18 protein-coding genes are annotated in these 17,753 nt (G+C 43.9%); 6 read left to right on the forward strand and 12 right to left on the reverse strand.

Annotated features, from left to right (window positions below):
- Positions 1–86 precede the first annotated feature (86 nt).
- A complete protein-coding gene (locus CAG60_RS01265; RefSeq protein WP_161438094.1) occupies positions 87–743 on the forward strand; it encodes a 2OG-Fe dioxygenase family protein in 657 nt (218 codons plus the stop codon).
- A complete protein-coding gene (locus CAG60_RS01270; RefSeq protein WP_161438095.1) occupies positions 727–1,977 on the forward strand; it encodes a cysteine desulfurase-like protein in 1,251 nt (416 codons plus the stop codon). Before CAG60_RS01265 ends, CAG60_RS01270 begins: the two co-directional genes overlap by 17 nt.
- Before the next feature lie 61 nt (positions 1,978–2,038).
- On the opposite strand, the gene CAG60_RS01275 is transcribed toward CAG60_RS01270, so the two are convergent.
- From CAG60_RS01275 to CAG60_RS01290, 4 genes are all read right to left on the reverse strand, one after another.
- Positions 2,039–2,869, reverse strand: a complete 831-nt coding sequence (locus CAG60_RS01275; protein ID WP_158138328.1) for a DUF2797 domain-containing protein — start codon at positions 2,867–2,869, stop codon at positions 2,039–2,041.
- A gap of 149 nt (positions 2,870–3,018) precedes the next feature.
- The gene (locus CAG60_RS01280) at positions 3,019–3,777 is read right to left on the reverse strand and encodes a SanA/YdcF family protein (RefSeq protein WP_161425621.1); all 759 of its coding nucleotides are present in this window, start codon (positions 3,775–3,777) and stop codon (positions 3,019–3,021) included.
- Positions 3,750–4,073: a DUF3392 domain-containing protein gene (locus CAG60_RS01285; protein ID WP_161425622.1), complete on the reverse strand. Its 324-nt coding sequence runs from the start codon at positions 4,071–4,073 to the stop codon at positions 3,750–3,752. The genes CAG60_RS01280 and CAG60_RS01285 overlap by 28 nt, the downstream gene beginning before the upstream one ends.
- Before the next feature lie 101 nt (positions 4,074–4,174).
- Positions 4,175–5,863, reverse strand: coding sequence for an NAD-dependent malic enzyme (locus tag CAG60_RS01290; RefSeq protein ID WP_004395448.1), 1,689 nt, complete (start codon positions 5,861–5,863; stop codon positions 4,175–4,177).
- A gap of 348 nt (positions 5,864–6,211) precedes the next feature.
- Between CAG60_RS01290 and CAG60_RS01295 the strand changes: the two genes are divergently transcribed.
- On the forward strand, positions 6,212–6,610 hold the full coding sequence (locus tag CAG60_RS01295) for a transporter (protein ID WP_154168420.1): 399 nt from the start codon (positions 6,212–6,214) through the stop codon (positions 6,608–6,610).
- A gap of 58 nt (positions 6,611–6,668) precedes the next feature.
- Here CAG60_RS01295 and CAG60_RS01300 read toward each other — a convergent pair whose 3' ends face one another.
- From CAG60_RS01300 to CAG60_RS01330, 7 genes are all read right to left on the reverse strand, one after another.
- Entirely contained in the window at positions 6,669–7,772 is a 1,104-nt protein-coding gene (locus CAG60_RS01300) for a phosphoribosylaminoimidazolesuccinocarboxamide synthase (RefSeq protein WP_161438096.1), read from the reverse strand.
- Positions 7,773–7,952: 180 nt separating this feature from the next.
- Entirely contained in the window at positions 7,953–8,348 is a 396-nt protein-coding gene (locus CAG60_RS01305; RefSeq protein WP_154168416.1) for a SulA-like leucine-rich domain-containing protein, read from the reverse strand.
- Between the two features lie 266 nt (positions 8,349–8,614).
- On the reverse strand, positions 8,615–8,800 hold the full coding sequence (locus tag CAG60_RS01310) for a hypothetical protein (protein ID WP_083797756.1): 186 nt from the start codon (positions 8,798–8,800) through the stop codon (positions 8,615–8,617).
- 154 nt (positions 8,801–8,954) lie between these two features.
- Complete coding sequence (locus CAG60_RS01315; RefSeq protein WP_161438097.1) at positions 8,955–9,965, reverse strand: J domain-containing protein; 1,011 nt, start codon at positions 9,963–9,965, stop codon at positions 8,955–8,957.
- Between the two features lie 120 nt (positions 9,966–10,085).
- Positions 10,086–10,754, reverse strand: coding sequence for an OmpA family protein (locus CAG60_RS01320; RefSeq protein WP_004395444.1), 669 nt, complete (start codon positions 10,752–10,754; stop codon positions 10,086–10,088).
- Between the two features lie 246 nt (positions 10,755–11,000).
- Entirely contained in the window at positions 11,001–11,684 is a 684-nt protein-coding gene (locus CAG60_RS01325) for a DUF2786 domain-containing protein (RefSeq protein WP_161438098.1), read from the reverse strand.
- Between the two features lie 199 nt (positions 11,685–11,883).
- Positions 11,884–12,573: a DUF3334 family protein gene (locus CAG60_RS01330; RefSeq protein ID WP_161438099.1), complete on the reverse strand. Its 690-nt coding sequence runs from the start codon at positions 12,571–12,573 to the stop codon at positions 11,884–11,886.
- 275 nt (positions 12,574–12,848) lie between these two features.
- Between CAG60_RS01330 and ydiJ the strand changes: the two genes are divergently transcribed.
- Both ydiJ and CAG60_RS01340 read left to right on the forward strand, forming a co-directional pair.
- Positions 12,849–15,917 carry a D-2-hydroxyglutarate dehydrogenase YdiJ gene (ydiJ, locus tag CAG60_RS01335; protein ID WP_161438100.1) on the forward strand — a complete coding sequence of 1,023 codons (3,069 nt, stop codon included), beginning with the start codon at positions 12,849–12,851 and terminating at the stop codon, positions 15,915–15,917.
- Positions 15,918–15,967: 50 nt separating this feature from the next.
- Positions 15,968–16,429, forward strand: coding sequence for a methyltransferase family protein (locus tag CAG60_RS01340; protein ID WP_161438101.1), 462 nt, complete (start codon positions 15,968–15,970; stop codon positions 16,427–16,429).
- A 160-nt stretch (positions 16,430–16,589) separates the two neighbouring features.
- Here the strand turns inward: CAG60_RS01340 and CAG60_RS01345 are convergent, their stop codons facing one another.
- Positions 16,590–17,315, reverse strand: coding sequence for a DUF3581 domain-containing protein (locus tag CAG60_RS01345; protein ID WP_161438102.1), 726 nt, complete (start codon positions 17,313–17,315; stop codon positions 16,590–16,592).
- A gap of 233 nt (positions 17,316–17,548) precedes the next feature.
- On the opposite strand from CAG60_RS01345, the gene CAG60_RS01350 reads away from it, so the two are divergent.
- Positions 17,549–17,753, forward strand: a 205-nt coding sequence (locus CAG60_RS01350; protein WP_202598476.1) for a hypothetical protein, incomplete at its 3' end; no start/stop codon positions are given.

Consider the following 17,753-nt stretch of genomic DNA (forward strand, 5'->3'; position numbering starts at 1 on the left):
GAATAAAGCGTATTTCTGCGTATCCTTTATGTAAATATAATGTTAATCAAAAGTGTCTGGCATGTGTTTTCATTAAGGAGTCAATAATGTTATCTGCACATGAAACAACCCTACAAATTACTCATTTAAGTCCAGAGGTAACACGCCAATTAGCGCCATCGTTTGCCACGCTGCCCCATACCGAACATGCTGATGGTAAATACCGCTTGCGTCGTTATTCGGTGATTCAGTATCGAGATGGTCAAGTGGTTTCTCTTGGAAAAAATGAGTTTGTGCAAAGCGAGGACATTAACCATTTTCAAGGGGATATTGTTCGTCAGTTTGAGCCGATTCTTGCCGAGACACTTAATAGTGAGGGAATGCGTGAGGTATGCGAGTTATTTATGCAGGCTAATGAGTTACCGAATGGGCAAGAGATAGAGATTCATCAAATTCGAGTGACGGCGATTTATGATGAAACTCAAGTCGCTCCAGAAGGCGTTCATCAAGATGGGTTTGATCATATCGCCTTAGTCAGTATTGACCGCTATAACATCGTTGGTGGTGACATTATGCTTTACAACGACTGCCATGAAGCGCCATTTTTCCGTAAAGTGCTTGATAATGGAGAGGTGGCGATACTCGCAGACAGTAAGTTATGGCACAACGCGAGTCCCATTCGCTCGGTGGATCACACTCAAGAAGGGCACATGGATGTTTTTGTTCTAACCGCTAAGGATGGTCGCCATGAGTTTCACTCCTGAGCAAGCACGGGTGCAGTTTTCTGCTTTAGCCCAGACTCACCATGATCGGCCAGTGTATTTCTTTGATGGACCCGGTGGTTCTCAGGTGCCTCGCTCAGTGCTACAAGCGATGACGGATTATCTGGGTCACTTTAATTCTAATCTTGGTGGTCACTTTTTTTCGAGCCAGCGGACAACGGATCTCATGTTACAAGCAAGAGAATCGGCTCAAGCGCTACTCAATGCTGAATCGTCGGGTAACATTGTCTTCGGTGCGAATATGACCTCCTTGACGTTTCAACTCAGTCGCAGCATCAGTCGAGAGTGGCAAACGGGTGATGAAGTGGTTGTTACGGCCTTGGATCATTATTCTAATGTATCGAGCTGGGAACAGGCCGCACAAGATAAAGGGGCGCTTGTTCATCAAGCAAGGATCAATCCTGAAAACGGTACGCTGGATATTGATCATCTTTTAAGCCTAATTAATGCTCAAACAACTTTGGTCGCGTTGACTTATGCGTCTAATACGACGGGTTCAATCGTCGATGTCAAAAGGGTTATCGAGGCAGCTCACGCGGTAGGGGCTCAAGTGTTCATTGATGCTGTGCATTATGCGCCGCATCATTTGATTGATGTCCAAGATTTGGAGTGTGATTTCTTAGTCTGTTCGGCGTATAAATTTTTCGGGCCCCACATCGGTATTGCCTATATCCACTCTCAATGGCTACACAGTTTGCAACCTTATAAAGTGGAGCCCGCAACCAATATTGGTCCCGGCCGATTTGAAACGGGAACCCAGAGTTTTGAAAGCTTAGCAGGCTTAGTGGCTGCGATTGATTATTTGGCTCAATGGGGAGAAAGCGGTGCGCCTTTACGTCAACGTTTGGCGCAGAGTTTTGCGCAATTTAATCAACATGAGCAGCAGCTGAGTGGTTATTTTCTGCGTAAATTACAACAATTACCGCAAGCTCAACTGTATGGTCGATGGGAAGCGGACAGCGATAAGCGTACACCGACGTTCGCGATTCGTATCGCTGATCATTCACCAGAATGGATAGCTAAGACGTTAGGGGAACAAAATATTTGTGTCTGGAATGGGCATTTTTATGCGCTAGGTTTGATTCGTCAACTAGGGTTAGAAGCGAAAGGTGGAGTGGTGCGAATTGGTTTAATGCACTACAACACCGTTGAAGAAATCGATCAGCTTTTTAACGTATTGGCACCATTGGTTGAGCCAGTATCGCTCGTCGAGTAACGCCGCTAGTCGCCATCGGGCAAACTTGTTTGCTCGATGGCTCTCTGGATTATTTCCGATATTATTCGTTGTAACTCACTTCTACTTCGTAAGCGGTGTATTTGCGAATATTGATCACACCGCTATCAAAAATCAGATATTGACCTTTAATACCTTGTAACACACCACTAACTAATGGCTGTTTATCAAAATTATGGGAAGTGATTTTAATCGGATGTTGTTCAACCGGATAACTGATCTCGGTACCGCTCTCATTCAACTCAATTACCGCATCATCTCCAAATTGTTGTTTTAATTCGGTAATTTTTTCTGCTAATAATGGTGTTAACTTTGCAGCGTGTTCGGCTAAGGGCAGAGGTTCACCATCTCCTTTCAGTAGCGTTCGCCAATTGGTTTTATCAGCGATATGTTTAGCCAGTTCGACTTCGAGTAAGCCTGAAATATGTCGAGTTTTGACTTTGTACAGCGGTAATCCTTGAGTGGCTCCTTGATCTATCCAGCGCGTCGGAATTTGATTATGGCGAGTGATACCGACTTTTAAGCTCGAGGTGTTGGAGAGATAAACGTAATGATCGACCATACAGTGACTTTGTGCCCATTCAGGTTCACGGCAGGTGCCTTGTTCAAAATGGCAGGTCTCTGGTTTCATGATGCACATATCGCAACTAGCAAGTTTCTTCATGCATACAAAGCAATGACCTTGAGAGTAACTTTTTTTGGTCTTTTTGCCGCATGAATGGCAAAAAATATTACCCGTATGATGAAGTGTCAGCGTTTTGCCGATCAATGGATTAAGGTCGATCAGGTGCTCGCCAACGGGAAGTTGGTAATGAACCGTTTGATGATGTTGAGCGCGCATTTTTTGTAATACGCCGCGAATAGTTAAAGACATGACATCGCTCTTTTTTGTAGTGTTATCCCTTACTGACCGAAACTTACGTTGCTTATGACCTAGTTAATCAACGGATTATTGAGATCCGTAAGCCAGAGCATAGGTTATTATCGGCGTGTTTTCGGTCGTTTGGGTTTAGAATTATGTGATTACTTTTGAGTCCAATCAGACTCATCGACAGTGTTCTCGCTTAGTGTACCATTATCACGAGATTCAGACAGGATAGGTTCTTTGGGACCTAAGAACCTTGGTTGCGTATCGAGGAAGTAAAGATCTAAAACCGCTTTGCTTCTTGCGAAGACTTCACGTAAACGTACTTTGTATCCTAGATGATTTTTAGGACCGGGAACGGCTAGACAAGTGGCGTTAATCTCGTGATGTTGAGCGATAAAGAGCGCACGCTCGCAATGAAAACGTTGAGTGACGATCAAGAAATCATCGGTATCAAAAATGCGTTTCGCCCTGACAATCGAATCTAAAGTACGAAAGCCAGCATAGTCGAGATAGATCTGCCCATCGGGCACGCCCGCTTTGAGTAAATCGCGTTTCATCGTCCAAGGTTCGTTATAAGAACGATGAGCATTATCGCCGCTCAGAAGAAAATAATCGGTTTTATTGAGTTGATAAAGCTCAATCGCCGCTTCAATACGGTGTAGATAATAATCGTTTAAGGTGCGCCCAAGGTACTTACTGGTTCCTAGCACCACCGCGACATCAAATTTGGGTAATTTATTGATATCGCTAATAATATGCGGTTGAGTTTGCCAGCTTACCCAGCGGTCGATAGAAAAAATGACGGCTACGGCTATCAGGAAAAGCAGCATCAGTAAGGCTACGCCGCGGAGAAACCAACGTAAAAGCGTTTTCAGTCGGCCAATCATTAAATTTGTCGGTTTTTTTGTGCCCATAAACCTATCACAATAAAACTGATCATGATGATACTAAACATCATGCCTCGCTCTAAGTTGGCCAGTGTGCGAGTTAAGTAAGGGCTGGCTTTGACAATCAGTAAGCCATAACCAAACGCATTGACGATAATAAAGACTAAAGTGCGGACAATAAAATGCTGGTTATGCATCAGGCGACGCAGTAACGCATTCACCTCTCCGCCTAACATCACCAACCAACAGGCAATCAATGCCATCGAGATCTCAGCAAGATAGGGGGCCAGATACTGACCGGCTGGGGCAAAAAAACTCATCATATCGGTGCTCTAGTGATTAAAGCCTCGGAGCTGCTAACGTTGCACGACAAAACAGTGCAAAAATTAACAGCTCCTATTAACGCTTTGTTCAACGGGACGAATTAAAAAGCAGTACGCTTGTAACGACGATAAGCAGGTTGCCAGAAATGCTGTTCAATGGCAACGTCCAAAGCTTCATCGGTAATTTCTAACGCAACGCCTTGTTCTATGGCTTTTTTAGCGACAGCAAAGGCAATTTTCTTCGAGACAGAATGAATCGATTCTAGCGGTGGCAGAAGTGGACCGTGACCATTAATCGCTAGTGGTGAGCAGAGTGATAAAGCTCGGCTCGATTCCATTAACATTTCATCGGTCACTCGCTTTGCTCCTACGGCGAGTACGCCTAAGCCAATCCCGGGGAAGATGTAGCTGTTATTACACTGGGCAATGGCGTACGTCTTACCATCATGGATGACGGGAGCAAACGGACTACCAGTGGCGACTAACGCTTCACCATTGGTCCAGTGAATAATGTCGGCAGGCGTCGCTTCAACTCGACTCGTCGGGTTAGAGAGAGGAAAAATAATCGGTCGAGGGCAATGTGCATGCATCTCTTTGATCACTTCCTCACTGAATAGGCCTGGAGCGCCTGAAACACCCACCAACACGGTTGGTTTGGCATGACGCACTACATCGACCAATGAGTAACCATTACCTTCAGAAGTCCAATCTTGTGTATTGTCTTTTTTCTGCACCAGACGCTGTTGGAAATCAAGCAGATTCGGCATCCCTTCTTCTAATAGACCCCAACGATCGACCATATAGACTTGTGAACGAGCTTGAGCATCGGAGATCCCTTCTGAGACCATCTGGGCAATAATCGCTTCAGCAATGCCACAGCCAGCGGAGCCTGCACCTAAGAAGGTAATCCGCTGTTGTGATAATTGGCTACCTGCCGCTTTACAAGCCGCCAGTAGTGAGCCAACCGTGACCGCCGCCGTGCCTTGAATGTCATCATTAAAGCAGCAAATGCGATTTTTGTAGCGTTCCAGCAGTGGCATGGCATTTTTTTGCGCAAAATCTTCAAATTGAATCAAGGCATCTGGCCAACGATGTTGTACCGCTTGGATAAAATCTTCGACAAAGTTATCGTATTCGGCTCCGGTGATCCTAGGATGACGCCAGCCCATGTACATCGGGTCTGCTAGGCGTTGTGGGTTATTGGTACCGACATCCAATACGATGGGTAAGGTATAGGCCGGACTGATTCCGCCACAAGCCGTGTAAAGTGATAATTTACCGATTGGAATGCCCATACCCCCAATCCCTTGGTCGCCAAGGCCGAGAATACGCTCACCATCAGTCACCACGATCACTTTCACGTTATGGTTTGCCGCGTTATTAAGCAGATCATCGATACGATCTCGGTTAGCGTAGGAGATAAATAGCCCACGACCACGACGGTAAATATTAGAGAAATTCTCACACGCAGCGCCAACCGTTGGGGTGTAAATGATCGGCATCATCTCAGAGATATGGTTTTGTACTAAACGATAGAAGAGAGTCTCGTTGGTGTCTTGAATATTGCGTAGGTAAATATGCTTATCCATATCACTTTCAAAGCTGCAATATTGTTGGTAAGCACGGACCACTTGTTCTTGAATCGTTTCTGTTGATTCTGGAAGTAAGCCTTCCAAGTTAAAAGATGCACGTTCTTCGGCGCTAAAGGCACTGCCTTTATTCAGTAAAGGGGTGCTAAGTAGCGCTGGGCCAGCATAAGGAATATAAAGCGGACGTTTATCGTTATTCATTTGGTGCCTATGTAGGGTAGGTGGGAACAGATGGTTAAAAATGATAGCGGCTTATCCGCTAAGTTGTAAATAGATAAGCCTTTCCGTTTAAGTGATTATTTTCATTATAGACTTAATTAAAGGTTAAATCGGTCACTCTCGGGTACTTTTTGATTGATAACCTTCTGTTGACGAGAAGAGTACCAATCAGAAACATAGTCGGTATATAGTGTTACAAGTTTGATTTTGTATATTCCAGTTAGAAGAGAATACTTCCCATAAAAGATTGTTTTTACATATCGTATTGCTATATAAGTGTTCCTGCATAATAGTAAGCCCGCTAGGATAGATTTTTACATTGAGGTAAACATGCAACAATCACAACGAGTTTCTGTCGTGTTTGATTATGCGAGCTTTTTAGGAGCATCGTGTACCAAACGATGGAATTTTTCTGATGTATTAGCCTCCTTTGCTCCGATTTTCGGTACCGTCTGGCAAGATACCGTTAAACAGAGTAAAACCCATGAAGAGCGACTATGGGATTTGGCCTTAAGCACGTTATCTAGCCGTCGAAGTGACGAAGCCAATCTCATCGCATTGCTCAAACTGGCTAAAGCCGAAGGGATAGAAGAGCTAACACTGATCATGCCTTATGGATTAGAGCCAGCGCAGGTTCTGTTGATCGAGCAAAGCGCCGAGGTTAAATTACAGCCCGCTCAGGGGGATGAGTTTTTGGTGATCGTTAACCCCGCTTTGCCCGTGAGTTAGCGCTTTCATTATCATCCGCACCCATCGATCAGATGATGAGTGCGGGTAAAAAACAGCGTTAGACAATCAAATCGTATTGATCACGCAATATAGCGATGATCTCTTGTTTAGGATGGCTACTCAGTTTGATAGGGTGTCCGACAATTTTTTCTGCAATGCCTAAATAGGTGCGCGAAATGTCCATCAGTGCTTCTACCGGAAGCGCATTATTTTGTGCCAATGCTTCGCGCTCTGTCATCCGTTCTTTATTGAGTAAAATATCTGGGTCGGGGAAGTAACTAAGCAAGAATTGGCGGAAGCCTTCTTTTGAATTTTCGACGATTTGGCCTTTTTGATAATATTCGGTGTCCCAAATGCGCGAAGAGTCGGGCGTACCAACTTCATCCATATAAATCAGTTTTTCTTGTCCATTGGCATCGGTAACATAACCAAACTCAAATTTGGTATCAACAAACTGTTGCCCGATGGCTTTTAATGCTTCACTAATCACGCTAAAACCCTGTTTAAGCAGCGTTTCGTAATGATCAATATCAGCAGGATGAGTAAAGTTAAATGCAGCGAAATTCTGTTCGATATCGTGTCGAGTGATATTCACATCATCGGCTTCAGGAATACCAGGGATCCCAGTTAAAATACCTTTGGTTGATGGCGTGATCAGTAGCTCAGGGAGTAGGCTATCTTTTTCCAATCCATCAGGCAGAGCAATACCACAAAATTCGCGTTCACCTTTAGCGTAAGCACGCCACATCGATCCAGTGATGTATTGGCGGCAGATCGCTTCGATTTTAATCGGTTTGGCTTTTTGGACTATCCACACTAAAGGGTGAGGAATGTCGACGATGTGACTATCGGCTAACCCTTGTTGTTTGAAAAGGCTAAACCAATGGTTAGAAATAGCATTGAGCGCCGCGCCTTTACCGGGAACGCCTTTTAATCCACCTTCTGCATGCCAAATACAATCAAAAGCAGAGATACGATCGCTGATCACCATAATTGCCAGTGGTGCATCTTTGGCAATCGGATAACCTTTTTCTTGGATCAATCGCTGACTGTCTTGTTCGGTAAGCCAGTAAACCGAGCGGACTTTACCGCTATGTACAGGCAAGTGGGTACGAATGGGGAGGTCGTCATTGACGGCAAGAACTTGATCAGCAAGACTCATGAAACATTCCTATCTGGATTAAACAGCGTTGACAAGAAAAACCCTCTGGTTTGTAAACCGACCATTGGGTCTTGTTTATGGCACGCATCATACCAGAACTATTTTCTGTCGCCATATAAAAAGCAAACGTTTGCCTCGGTAGCTTATTGATGGATTCAGTCTCTGCTCGGGGTACCGTTGTTAATGAAAGACCGGTGAGGTTTTGTTCAGGAAAAAAACTTCACATTGGTGCTGTTTCGCCATGTGTTGTAAACGGCGTTGATTTGCTTTATCGATACCTGCCGAAGCAACAATAGCACTGGCATTGCCTGATTGAATCGCTTTGAGCACAATGTCTATTTCAGAACCTGAACGTGAAGCTTTCATATGAATAATTTTATGGCACTGGATCCGGTGCATGCTTAATTGTTGATAGTGAGGACGCGGGCATTGTGCAGTATAGAGAATCCATTGGTGTTGCTCGGATAGCTGAGCTAATCGAGACAACATAGGATAATTGAGCAGTGGTACGCTGTGGTGATTGACTGTGCAAGTCTCGTAAATCGTGTCTGAATAATGGAAGGTAGTGTTAAGCATAATACTGTCCTCATATACATGCTGTATTTATATACAGTAGTCGAGGCGTGGATGATGATCAAGTGGTAAGTGTGTTCGTTTTTAGTTCATTTCTGACATTTAGTCGTCATTTTTATCCTAGATGATTGATAAATAAGCGGTTGTTTTTTGAACGAGAGAGTAGATGAAAGATGTGAATTTGTGATCAAATTTACAGTTTGTTGAGATGAGAGATGAAAAGGGAATTTATTTAACAATAAAGCGCCTTGGCGGCGCTTCTATCGAGGTTAGGATGCTTGGTGCATTTGTCGTTCACGGGAGGCGAGTTCATCAAGATTGAATAACCTGACGTCCATTCTTGCCAGATCATGGCAATTTGGACAAGAATAATGCGCTTTACCGTCAATATATTCATGCTTAGTTAATTGGTTTGACAGTTTGCACCAATCGCACACTCCGATCACAGTAAACATTATTTCTCCCCACCTTATTCTGTTTGGTGTTTAATCTGTGCAGATTATCGCACATGCTCAGTAATTAAGTTAAGTATCTGTTACTGGCTTTGCGATGCTAATCGTTTGCTTTCTAATTTATTTAGAAGAGGTTGCGATATGTTTATTATAATTATTAACGCTTAGTTAACCTTTGGTTGATGATTTTCATCGCGCCGTTGAGGCGTTTCATCTCTTCTTCGCTACCTTGCAGATCGGGATGATAGATTTTACTCAGTTGTTTATAGCGTTGTTTGATGATTTTTTCATCGGGTAATCGATGAGGGTGAAAACCGAGTAGGGCGCAGGCCAAAGAAAAAGTCTGGTCGTGTTGGTGATGTGCCTGTTGGTGTTGTTGTTTTTTAAACTCTTGATAGAGCTTATCAAGTTGACGTTTTTGTTGTTTTATAATCGCCGCTTGCTGTTGGATCTGCTCTTTTTGTTCCATATTTAATTGCTCGGCTTGATGCTGTTGTTTGTTTTTGATTGAACGATACAGAGACAAGATGCCCATAATTAACAATAGGCCAATTAAAACGAACAAAAAATCGCTCATCAACGACATCGTATGATCTTGAGTTTGGCGTTCTTGTAACGCCTTATCTTCGTCCTCGTTCCTTAAACCGTCCTGTTGCGCTTGTATTTCGAGATTTTGTAAGGCAATTAATTGATTGGCTCGACGTTGATTAAAACGTTGTTGTAATAGTTCACTGTAGCGTTGTTCACCTAGCGGATGGCGATCCGCAATACTGTGATACCAAATTTCTGCCATGAGCAATGATTGAGGGAGATATTCTCCTTGTTGATATAAACGTCCCATTGCTAAGGCAGCCTCAACATCACCTAAGGTAGATGATTTGGTATACCAAAGTAGAGCTTGGGTTACATCAGTAGACGTACCTAGACCCTGTAAATAAGCATTGGCTAGTGGTGTCATTGCGGGTTGATAGCCGCGCTCTGCCGCTTGTAAAAACCAGTAATAGGCTTGGTCTGATTGCTGCGCTTGTTGATAGCTCACTGCTAATTGAAATTGTGCTTCCGGATTACCTAAGCGAGCTTGTTGGCGAACTTGATCGGTTTGCGCGGCAATAGGCCATGAACACACCAAGGTGAAAAAAAGCAGTAACCAGGGTGATAAAACGTGCATGCTCAGCGTGTCCTAATGAGTTGATGGTTGTGATCACCGTATCGGTGCTAATGAGAAAAAGGCCCAATTAAGGGCCTTTTAAGTATACTCTTGTTCACTAAACTTGCCTTGCTGGAGGGCTTATTTTAGCGGCAAAATTTGAATGTCTACTCTGCGGTTACAAGCTCGTCCTTCCACAGTACTATTGGTACAAATTGGGAAGCGAGAGCCATTACCTCGCGCGATAGCTCGTCCTGGAGCGACTCCTTGTGACAATAAGAAGCTACGTACTGATTCAGCACGACGTTCCGATAGCACTTGGTTAGTGGTATCACCACCAGTACTGTCGGTATGCCCATCAATCACTAAACTGGTGTCTGGGTATTGGACAAGAATTTTGGCTACGCCGCGTAGTGTACGGTGAATGCTTGAGTCGAGTTGATAAGAGTTGGTTTGGAAACCGATGCCGTTTTCCATACGCAATAAAAGTTGATTGTCGCCGACACGTTGAACTTGTACGCCTGAATGAAGCAATTCTTCACGCAAAGCTGCTTCTTGTTGGTCAAAATAGTAACCGACACCACCACCTACAGCCGCGCCACCAGTCGCACCAATTAAAGCGCGTTGACGGCGCTGTTTCGCATTATCACCAGTGGCTAAACCCGCGGCTGCACCAGCTACCGCGCCAATTAATGCTCCGCGAGTGGCGGCATTCGTTTCTGATTCGCCTGTTGTGGCATTTTGCCTTTGTGTGGCAGCACAGCCAGACAATGTGATGACCAGTGCCATCGCCAGCGTGATTTTTTTCAATGTATTCTCTCCGTGTTGGCAGTATGTGTTCATTTCCGCTTATTGGCTACGCTATGTGTAGTTTATAGCCTTAAACTTTTTAAGCTTTGGTTGGAAGTTGTTGGTCATCCAGCGGTAGGGGCGATAGGGAAAACGCCTTGAGTCCACTGGAATTAGCCTGAAATAAACAAAACTTATCGAATAAAGTCAATCCATTGATCTAAATTTTACATTCGCATCACTTAATTGAGCGTTATAGACGCAAGGTTATTTAAGTCGTTTTGGCGCTTGTGCACCATCAATCGGTCTATTAACGGAAACTTTACGGCCTTTTTTGAGCCCGACTTCATAATCTGCGGTGATGTTCTTCATCGCATCACGTAGCTGTTGCTTAAAGGTTTCCCGATCAATGTTTTCGAACTCTTTATCAATGTAACTGTTGATTTTATTCATTGAGTTTTCGTCAGGCGTAATGGTTGGCAATTTTTCCAGTGCGCCTTCTACCCAACCGGATAAAAACGAATTTACGCGCCGCGAGACTTCTGTCGTTGGTGTGCCACTGCCTGCAAAACTGTTGCGAAACTGTCCAGTCTGCTCATTCATTTCACGATAAATAATATCAAAAGCAAAGGCGGCAAAAATCGCTCTGTCTGCCTCACCGATAAATTCGACGCGTTTTAAACCTTTATGATTGATCAAAACGGCTTCAACACCAAATTTGGTATTAATGCCTCGGATAATACGTAAAATGCCGGAACTGATGGAGGCAGGCAGAAGATGAGTTGATTGGGTTTTACCCATTTTAATAAACTCAATATCGTCTTTATCCAACCCATATTTGAGCATCAGCCGGTGGGCCATTTTGATCGCGTTGGCCGCTTCATTGACATTAGCGGAGTTACCTAACTCTAGGCATTTGGCTATTTTTTTTAAGGCTTTTTGTTTATCCATCGAATTATAAAATCGGTTCCGCAGCGCTAAGAAAAGTCAGCTATTTTACCGTTTTTATCTAAGGAGTGAAAGGGATGCTGGATATTCGCCTACCGGCGGGACGAATTAACCGGTAATTCGATGTTATCTTGATGGTAACTTGAAGTTGCGGCTCGGTTGGTAAGCGACAACTTCAAGTCGGGTAAAGATAGATACTCGGTTAGATACCTAGTTCATCGAGTAAATCGGCGGAGAGGTCACTATTTGCTTGGCTTGCCGCTTTATTGGCCGCTTTGTCGGCCATCTTTTGTTGTGTATCAGCTAAAATAGAGTCTGGACTTTCATCTTCCTGAATTTCAAAGTCTTCCAATTGAATAAACTCAGTGCGATCCATGGCCAATTCTAGATAGAAAATATTATTATTTTCGGTCGAGAAGGTTACGCGGCGGGCTTGTGGTCGATCTAAGTTAGTATCAACCGATAAGTTAACTTGTTTGTTGAGTGACAACATTTTCGGCTGGTTTTGAGTGATGTTGGTTTGTAACTCTTTGCGTACTTTGTTGGTGAAATCACCGACCAGTTGGTTCATCAGTTCACCGAGTACATCACCAACTTCGTCGGAGGTGTGTAATACCGCAAGTTCATCTTCTGGCATGCCCATATTGCGCATATATTGGGTATACACTTCTAAAGCGGCTTTAGAAGTGAAGTTAATTACCACTAAACCAGAAAATCCGCCATCAAACAAAACGAAGCAGCCAAAGTCTGGTTTGAGTGACGTTTTGGTGATTTTTTGTACCATTGCCGAGTAGGTGATGTTCGAACCCGTGGCTGAGGAGAGTACGCTTGAAACCGATTGACAAAGTTTCAATAGAATATCTTCTGTGGTAACGACTTTATTTTTTTTCATATCTAGGTCCATGAGTGTGTCAGGGCTAAGTGGTTAATCAATGACCGCTTAGGAAAGTAGGCGACGAAAATGTATCTGTGTTTACTTAACGATAGCTCGATTTAGCTGACCTTCAACTCTTCCGTTATCTAAAAAATGGCTTAACTCTATTGTTGTTAAGATTCTGATTTGATCACTGATTTAAATGTTGTAAAGTGACCGGACTCAAAAAAATAAATTAAAACTCACCCATTACATAGCGCTGATTGGATCAGCGGCGTTCGGGCAGGAAGCAAATGTTACCAAGACTTCACCTCCAATCTGATGTTGATCCGGTTGTTTTAACCTTTTTACATGAGTTAAAAACAGCTGGGTTTACGGGCGATATCGAAACACAGTATGCCAGTCGTTTAGCCGTGTCTACTGATAACAGCGTTTATCAGCAACTTCCACAAGCGGTTGTTCATCCTAAAACTAGCCATGATGTTTCGCTTATCGGTCAATTAAGTATTAGGCCAGAATTCGAACGTGTCACGTTTTCTCCGCGTGGAGGCGGGACAGGCACCAATGGTCAAGCATTAACCAAAGGGATTGTGGTTGACTTGTCTCGCCATATGAATCAAATCCTTGAAATCAATCCAGAGCAAGGTTGGGTAAGGGTTCAGGCTGGTGTGATTAAAGATCAACTGAATGATGCGGTGCGTGCTTATGGCTATTTTTTCTCGCCCGATCTCTCTACCAGTAACCGAGCTACATTGGGTGGGATGATTAATACCGATGCTTCAGGCCAAGGTTCACTCAAATACGGTAAAACCTCCGATCATGTTCTCTCGCTACAAGCGGTATTTTCCGATGGGTCAATCTTAGAAACCGACGGTTCACGGGGCGACCCGCAAGCCAATAGCTATGCTGAAAAGGCCATGCAGGTTACCGAAGCCGTCTGCCGTGGCCAGCGAGAGCAGATAGTCGCCAAGTTTCCGCCTTTAAATCGTTTTTTAACTGGCTATGATTTAAAAAATGCTCTTGATGAACATACTGACGAATTTAATATCACCCGCGTACTGTGCGGCGCTGAAGGTTCATTGGCTTTTATTACCGAAGCCAAACTCAATCTCACCCCAATTCCTAAAGCGCGAACCTTAGTTAACATCAAATATGACAGTTTTGATTCGGCATTACGTAATGCGCCGCTAATGATTGAAGCCAATGCGTTATCGGTGGAAACGCTAGATTCAAACGTACTCAATTTAGCGAAACAAGATATTGTTTGGCATAGCGTCAGTGATTTGTTAACCGATGTGCCTGGCAAGGAATTGCTCGGCATCAATATGGTTGAGTATGCAGACCAAGACCCAGAGCAGGTAAAACAATTAGTCACGCAATTGACCCAGCGTTTAGATGTGATGATCAGTCAGCAGCAAGCCGGGATTATTGGTTATCAAGTGTGTGATGATTTAGCCAGCATTAACCGTATTTATACTATGCGTAAAAAAGCGGTAGGTTTATTGGGCGCGGCCAAAGGACGAGCTAAACCGGTGCCATTTACCGAAGATACTTGTGTGCCACCGCAGCACTTGGCGGATTTTATTAGTGAATTTCGCGCGCTGCTTGACGACAAAGGCCTCAGTTACGGTATGTTTGGTCATGTGGATGCTGGCGTATTGCACGTGCGTCCCGCACTTGATTTATGCGATCCCAAGCAAGAGTTAATGATGCATGAGATTTCCGATCAAGTCGTTAAGCTGGTGGCGAAATACGGCGGTTTAATGTGGGGGGAGCATGGTAAGGGTTATCGCTCTGAGTACGGCCCTGAGTTTTTTGGAGCGGAGCTATTTACCGAATTACGCCGCGTCAAAGCGGCTTTTGACCCTCACAATAAGATGAATCCCGGTAAGATTTGTACGCCCCTTAATAGCAGTTTTGAGCTGGTTAAAGTATCGGATACCAAGCGTGGTTATTTTGATCGGCAGATTGACGTAAAAGTTCGTGACAGCTTTAAGCAAGCGATGGAATGTAACGGCAATGGGCTATGTTTTAACTACGACACTAGCTCGCCGATGTGTCCATCGATGAAGGTTACCGCCGACCGTCGTCACTCGCCAAAAGGTCGAGCGGGTTTAGTGCGTGAATGGTTGCGTCAACTGACGGAGCAAGGGATTGATATCCTCGATTTAGAGCAACAAGCCTTGCAGAAAACAACCAGTGTTAAAAGTCTACTGGATCGCGTTCGGCAGCGTATTCGTCCCTCTCATGAGTATGATTTCTCTCATGAAGTGTATGAAGCGATGAATGGCTGTTTAGCCTGTAAGGCCTGCGCTAGCCAATGCCCAATTAAAGTGGATGTGCCGAGTTTTCGTTCACGTTTCTTAAATCTTTATCACACTCGCTATCCGCGTCCGGTTAAAGATTACTTAGTCGCGAACATTGAAACCATGTTACCGCTGATGGCGAAAGCGCCACAAGTGGTCAATGCGGTTATTGATCAGCCATGGATTGAACGCTTAACGGCGGCGACAGTCGGCTATGTCGATACTCCTCGATTATCTATCCCGACCTTAGCGGCGCGAGCTCGTCGTCATAATATTGTGCCGTTTGATCGCCAACAATTGATGGCGCTTTCTCAGCAACAGCGCTCTGAACATGTGATTATCGTACAAGACCCTTTCACCAGTTATTATGATGCGCAAGTGGTGGAAGATTTTATCGCCCTGGTGATTAAGCTGGGTAAAAAACCGATTTTGCTGCCGTTTAAGCCCAATGGTAAAGCGCAACATATTAAGGGCTTTTTACAGCGCTTTAAGAGTACAGCAACCAGTACGGCAGGCTTTTTGTCTCAAGTCGCGGATCTTAATATTGCTATGGTTGGGGTTGATCCGGCTCTGGTGCTTTGTTATCGAGATGAATACGTGGAGATTTTAGGTCAGCAACGGGGCGAGTTTGAAGTGCTTACCGCACATGAATGGTTATTACCACGATTGGCTGAGATGCCATCGCAAGCCAATGTTACTCAAGCGAATATTGATCAAGGACAGGCACCACAAGCGCCTTGGTATTTATTGGCTCACTGCACCGAAAAAACTAAGTTACCTAATGCTGAAAAAGAGTGGGGGCAGATCTTCAGCCACTTTGGGGCTGAGTTGCACACCGTACCTGTAGGATGCTGTGGTATGGCAGGTACCTTTGGTCATGAAGTGGATAAGTTACAGATGTCGAAAGATATTTATGCCTTAAGCTGGCAGCCGAGTTTGGATAAACTGCCTAAAGAACGCTGTTTGATGACTGGTTACTCTTGTCGTAGCCAAGTGAAACGCTTTGAGGAGATACAACCAAGGCATCCTATCCAAGCCTTGTTAGAGATCCTATAACGCTAGCGGCCATCTTCGGATGGCCGTTTTAACTAATCAGGAGGGGAGTTATGCGTTATTTAGAACTGAAAATTCCACCAGTGGCATTGTTTTTAGTGGCACTGGTGATGTCTAATCGGTTAGCGTATCTATTTAGCTTTGCCGATCTTACTCTTCCGTATACCAAGCTGATCTTTGCATTGTGCGTCATGCTATCAGGGATGGTTGGAATTTCCGCTGTTGTCCAATTTCGCAGGGCGAATACCACGGTCAATCCCACTAAACCGGATCAAGCTTCTACTGTTGTCGATTCTGGAATTTTTAACTACAGCCGTAATCCTATGTATTTAGCGTTATTACTATTGGTATTTGGCGTGGCATATTGGCAGCAAAATATAGTCAGTTTATTAGTGGTGATAGGGTTCGTCGCTTACATGAATCGGTTTCAGATCCAGCCAGAAGAACGAGTATTAGAGCGGGTGTTTGGTGAGCGTTATAGCAATTACAAAGCGCGAGTTAGGCGTTGGATATGATTTATAGCCTTCCTGCTTGGATCTGCAGCGGTATTGGCTACGTTCGTTCATCACAATCACATAGTTTGCCTATGCTCATCGGGATTCACTCACTTGCCCCCTACCTGCAACTCCAAGTCGTTTGGATATAGCTCCTCCGGTGGTGGCGGAGCGGAAATGATTAGGCAGCTTGTGATAACTCAGCTAGAAAACGCACCTTACGATCGTTAAATCGCTGCACTAAATCATCAATATCGGCTTGGTTATAAGGCTTTAATCCACTGGCAACCATACGTTTGATGCCTTTGCCGACTAATTGGCCTTGATCTTTAAAGGTAAAATTCAAGGTCACGACGCCTCGTTTACCATCGACGTCGAAGGTTGCGCCACTAAATTCTACTTCTGGATGGCTAAGATCCAAGCGCTCAAATTCTACTTCCATACTTTCATAAATCACCAATGGACGCTGGCAGTTGATCATCACTTGTTGCTGCTCCATCAGTGGCACCATAATGTGTGGAAAGTTCATGCCTGAAAATTGGACATAACTTTTAATCACATGCTCAATAAACACCGTATCGTGAGAAACTTCTCCCTCGCGTTGCATTAATAAATATTCTTTACCCGATTGATCGACCAACGCACTCATTTGGCTGCATTGATTTTCAACATGCAGCGCAACGCCATCACTGACCATGCCGGAGAAGGTAAAGCGCATTTTTTGGCTAATACCGTTCTTTTTCAAGAGCACTGCAAACAGCAGATCGCCGGGTACACAAAAACGCTTACTGTCTTCGTCGTGGATCGGATTGAAATCACCCGCCACTTTTTTGGCAAAATGGCTCGCTTGTCGGCGAGTAAATTGAAATTGATGTTCAGCAGATGAAAAATAAGGTTTAAGCAGCATAATCAACACTTGTTCATAAAAACTGTTGCCGATTATAGCCCCAAGAAAAGTTTTAATGGTCCAATCAGTGTTAAATTGTTCACAATTCGTTCTTTATGTCCAAGAGAATGGATTCGCTGTTCGCTTAAGTCTTCCCTATAAAACCTATAAATTCACATTTAGAAACATTTTCTTTACTTTTCGTTTTCTTGAGTGATACTATATGCATAATGTTTTCATAATGAGTATTGAAAGTGAAGTTAGAACATGCAGTTAGTCTAGAGATTAAGCCTCTTACAAATAACCAAATAACGGATATTGTATTGAAAGATGGTTATTTTGTAGCAAAGAACAATGAAGTAATGAGTTTAATAAATACCATTTCATCATTTGAATGGGATACTTTTTCTGATTCATGGAATGATCTTGATTTAGATAATTATATGAGTGATCGAGGTA

It is taken from the genome of Vibrio sp. V33_P6A3T137 (assembly GCF_009904835.1).
GTDB lineage: Bacteria > Pseudomonadota > Gammaproteobacteria > Enterobacterales > Vibrionaceae > Vibrio > Vibrio metschnikovii.

Excerpts from the sequence above, each read along its gene's own strand:
- CAG60_RS01295 (WP_154168420.1), top strand. The coding sequence starts at position 6,212 with ATGCAACAATCACAACGAGTTTCTGTCGTGTTTGATTATGCGAGCTTT.
- CAG60_RS01325 (WP_161438098.1), bottom strand. The coding sequence starts at position 11,684 with ATGGATAAACAAAAAGCCTTAAAAAAAATAGCCAAATGCCTAGAGTTA.
- CAG60_RS01300 (WP_161438096.1), bottom strand. The coding sequence starts at position 7,772 with ATGAGTCTTGCTGATCAAGTTCTTGCCGTCAATGACGACCTCCCCATT.
- ydiJ (WP_161438100.1), top strand. The coding sequence starts at position 12,849 with ATGTTACCAAGACTTCACCTCCAATCTGATGTTGATCCGGTTGTTTTA.
- CAG60_RS01340 (WP_161438101.1), top strand. The coding sequence starts at position 15,968 with ATGCGTTATTTAGAACTGAAAATTCCACCAGTGGCATTGTTTTTAGTG.
- CAG60_RS01275 (WP_158138328.1), bottom strand. The coding sequence starts at position 2,869 with ATGTCTTTAACTATTCGCGGCGTATTACAAAAAATGCGCGCTCAACAT.
- CAG60_RS01265 (WP_161438094.1), top strand. The coding sequence starts at position 87 with ATGTTATCTGCACATGAAACAACCCTACAAATTACTCATTTAAGTCCA.
- CAG60_RS01330 (WP_161438099.1), bottom strand. The coding sequence starts at position 12,573 with ATGAAAAAAAATAAAGTCGTTACCACAGAAGATATTCTATTGAAACTT.
- CAG60_RS01310 (WP_083797756.1), bottom strand. The coding sequence starts at position 8,800 with ATGTTTACTGTGATCGGAGTGTGCGATTGGTGCAAACTGTCAAACCAA.
- CAG60_RS01315 (WP_161438097.1), bottom strand. The coding sequence starts at position 9,965 with ATGCACGTTTTATCACCCTGGTTACTGCTTTTTTTCACCTTGGTGTGT.
- CAG60_RS01290 (WP_004395448.1), bottom strand. The coding sequence starts at position 5,863 with ATGAATAACGATAAACGTCCGCTTTATATTCCTTATGCTGGCCCAGCG.
- CAG60_RS01345 (WP_161438102.1), bottom strand. The coding sequence starts at position 17,315 with ATGCTGCTTAAACCTTATTTTTCATCTGCTGAACATCAATTTCAATTT.
- CAG60_RS01285 (WP_161425622.1), bottom strand. The coding sequence starts at position 4,073 with ATGATGAGTTTTTTTGCCCCAGCCGGTCAGTATCTGGCCCCCTATCTT.
- CAG60_RS01305 (WP_154168416.1), bottom strand. The coding sequence starts at position 8,348 with ATGCTTAACACTACCTTCCATTATTCAGACACGATTTACGAGACTTGC.
- CAG60_RS01280 (WP_161425621.1), bottom strand. The coding sequence starts at position 3,777 with ATGGGCACAAAAAAACCGACAAATTTAATGATTGGCCGACTGAAAACG.
- CAG60_RS01270 (WP_161438095.1), top strand. The coding sequence starts at position 727 with ATGAGTTTCACTCCTGAGCAAGCACGGGTGCAGTTTTCTGCTTTAGCC.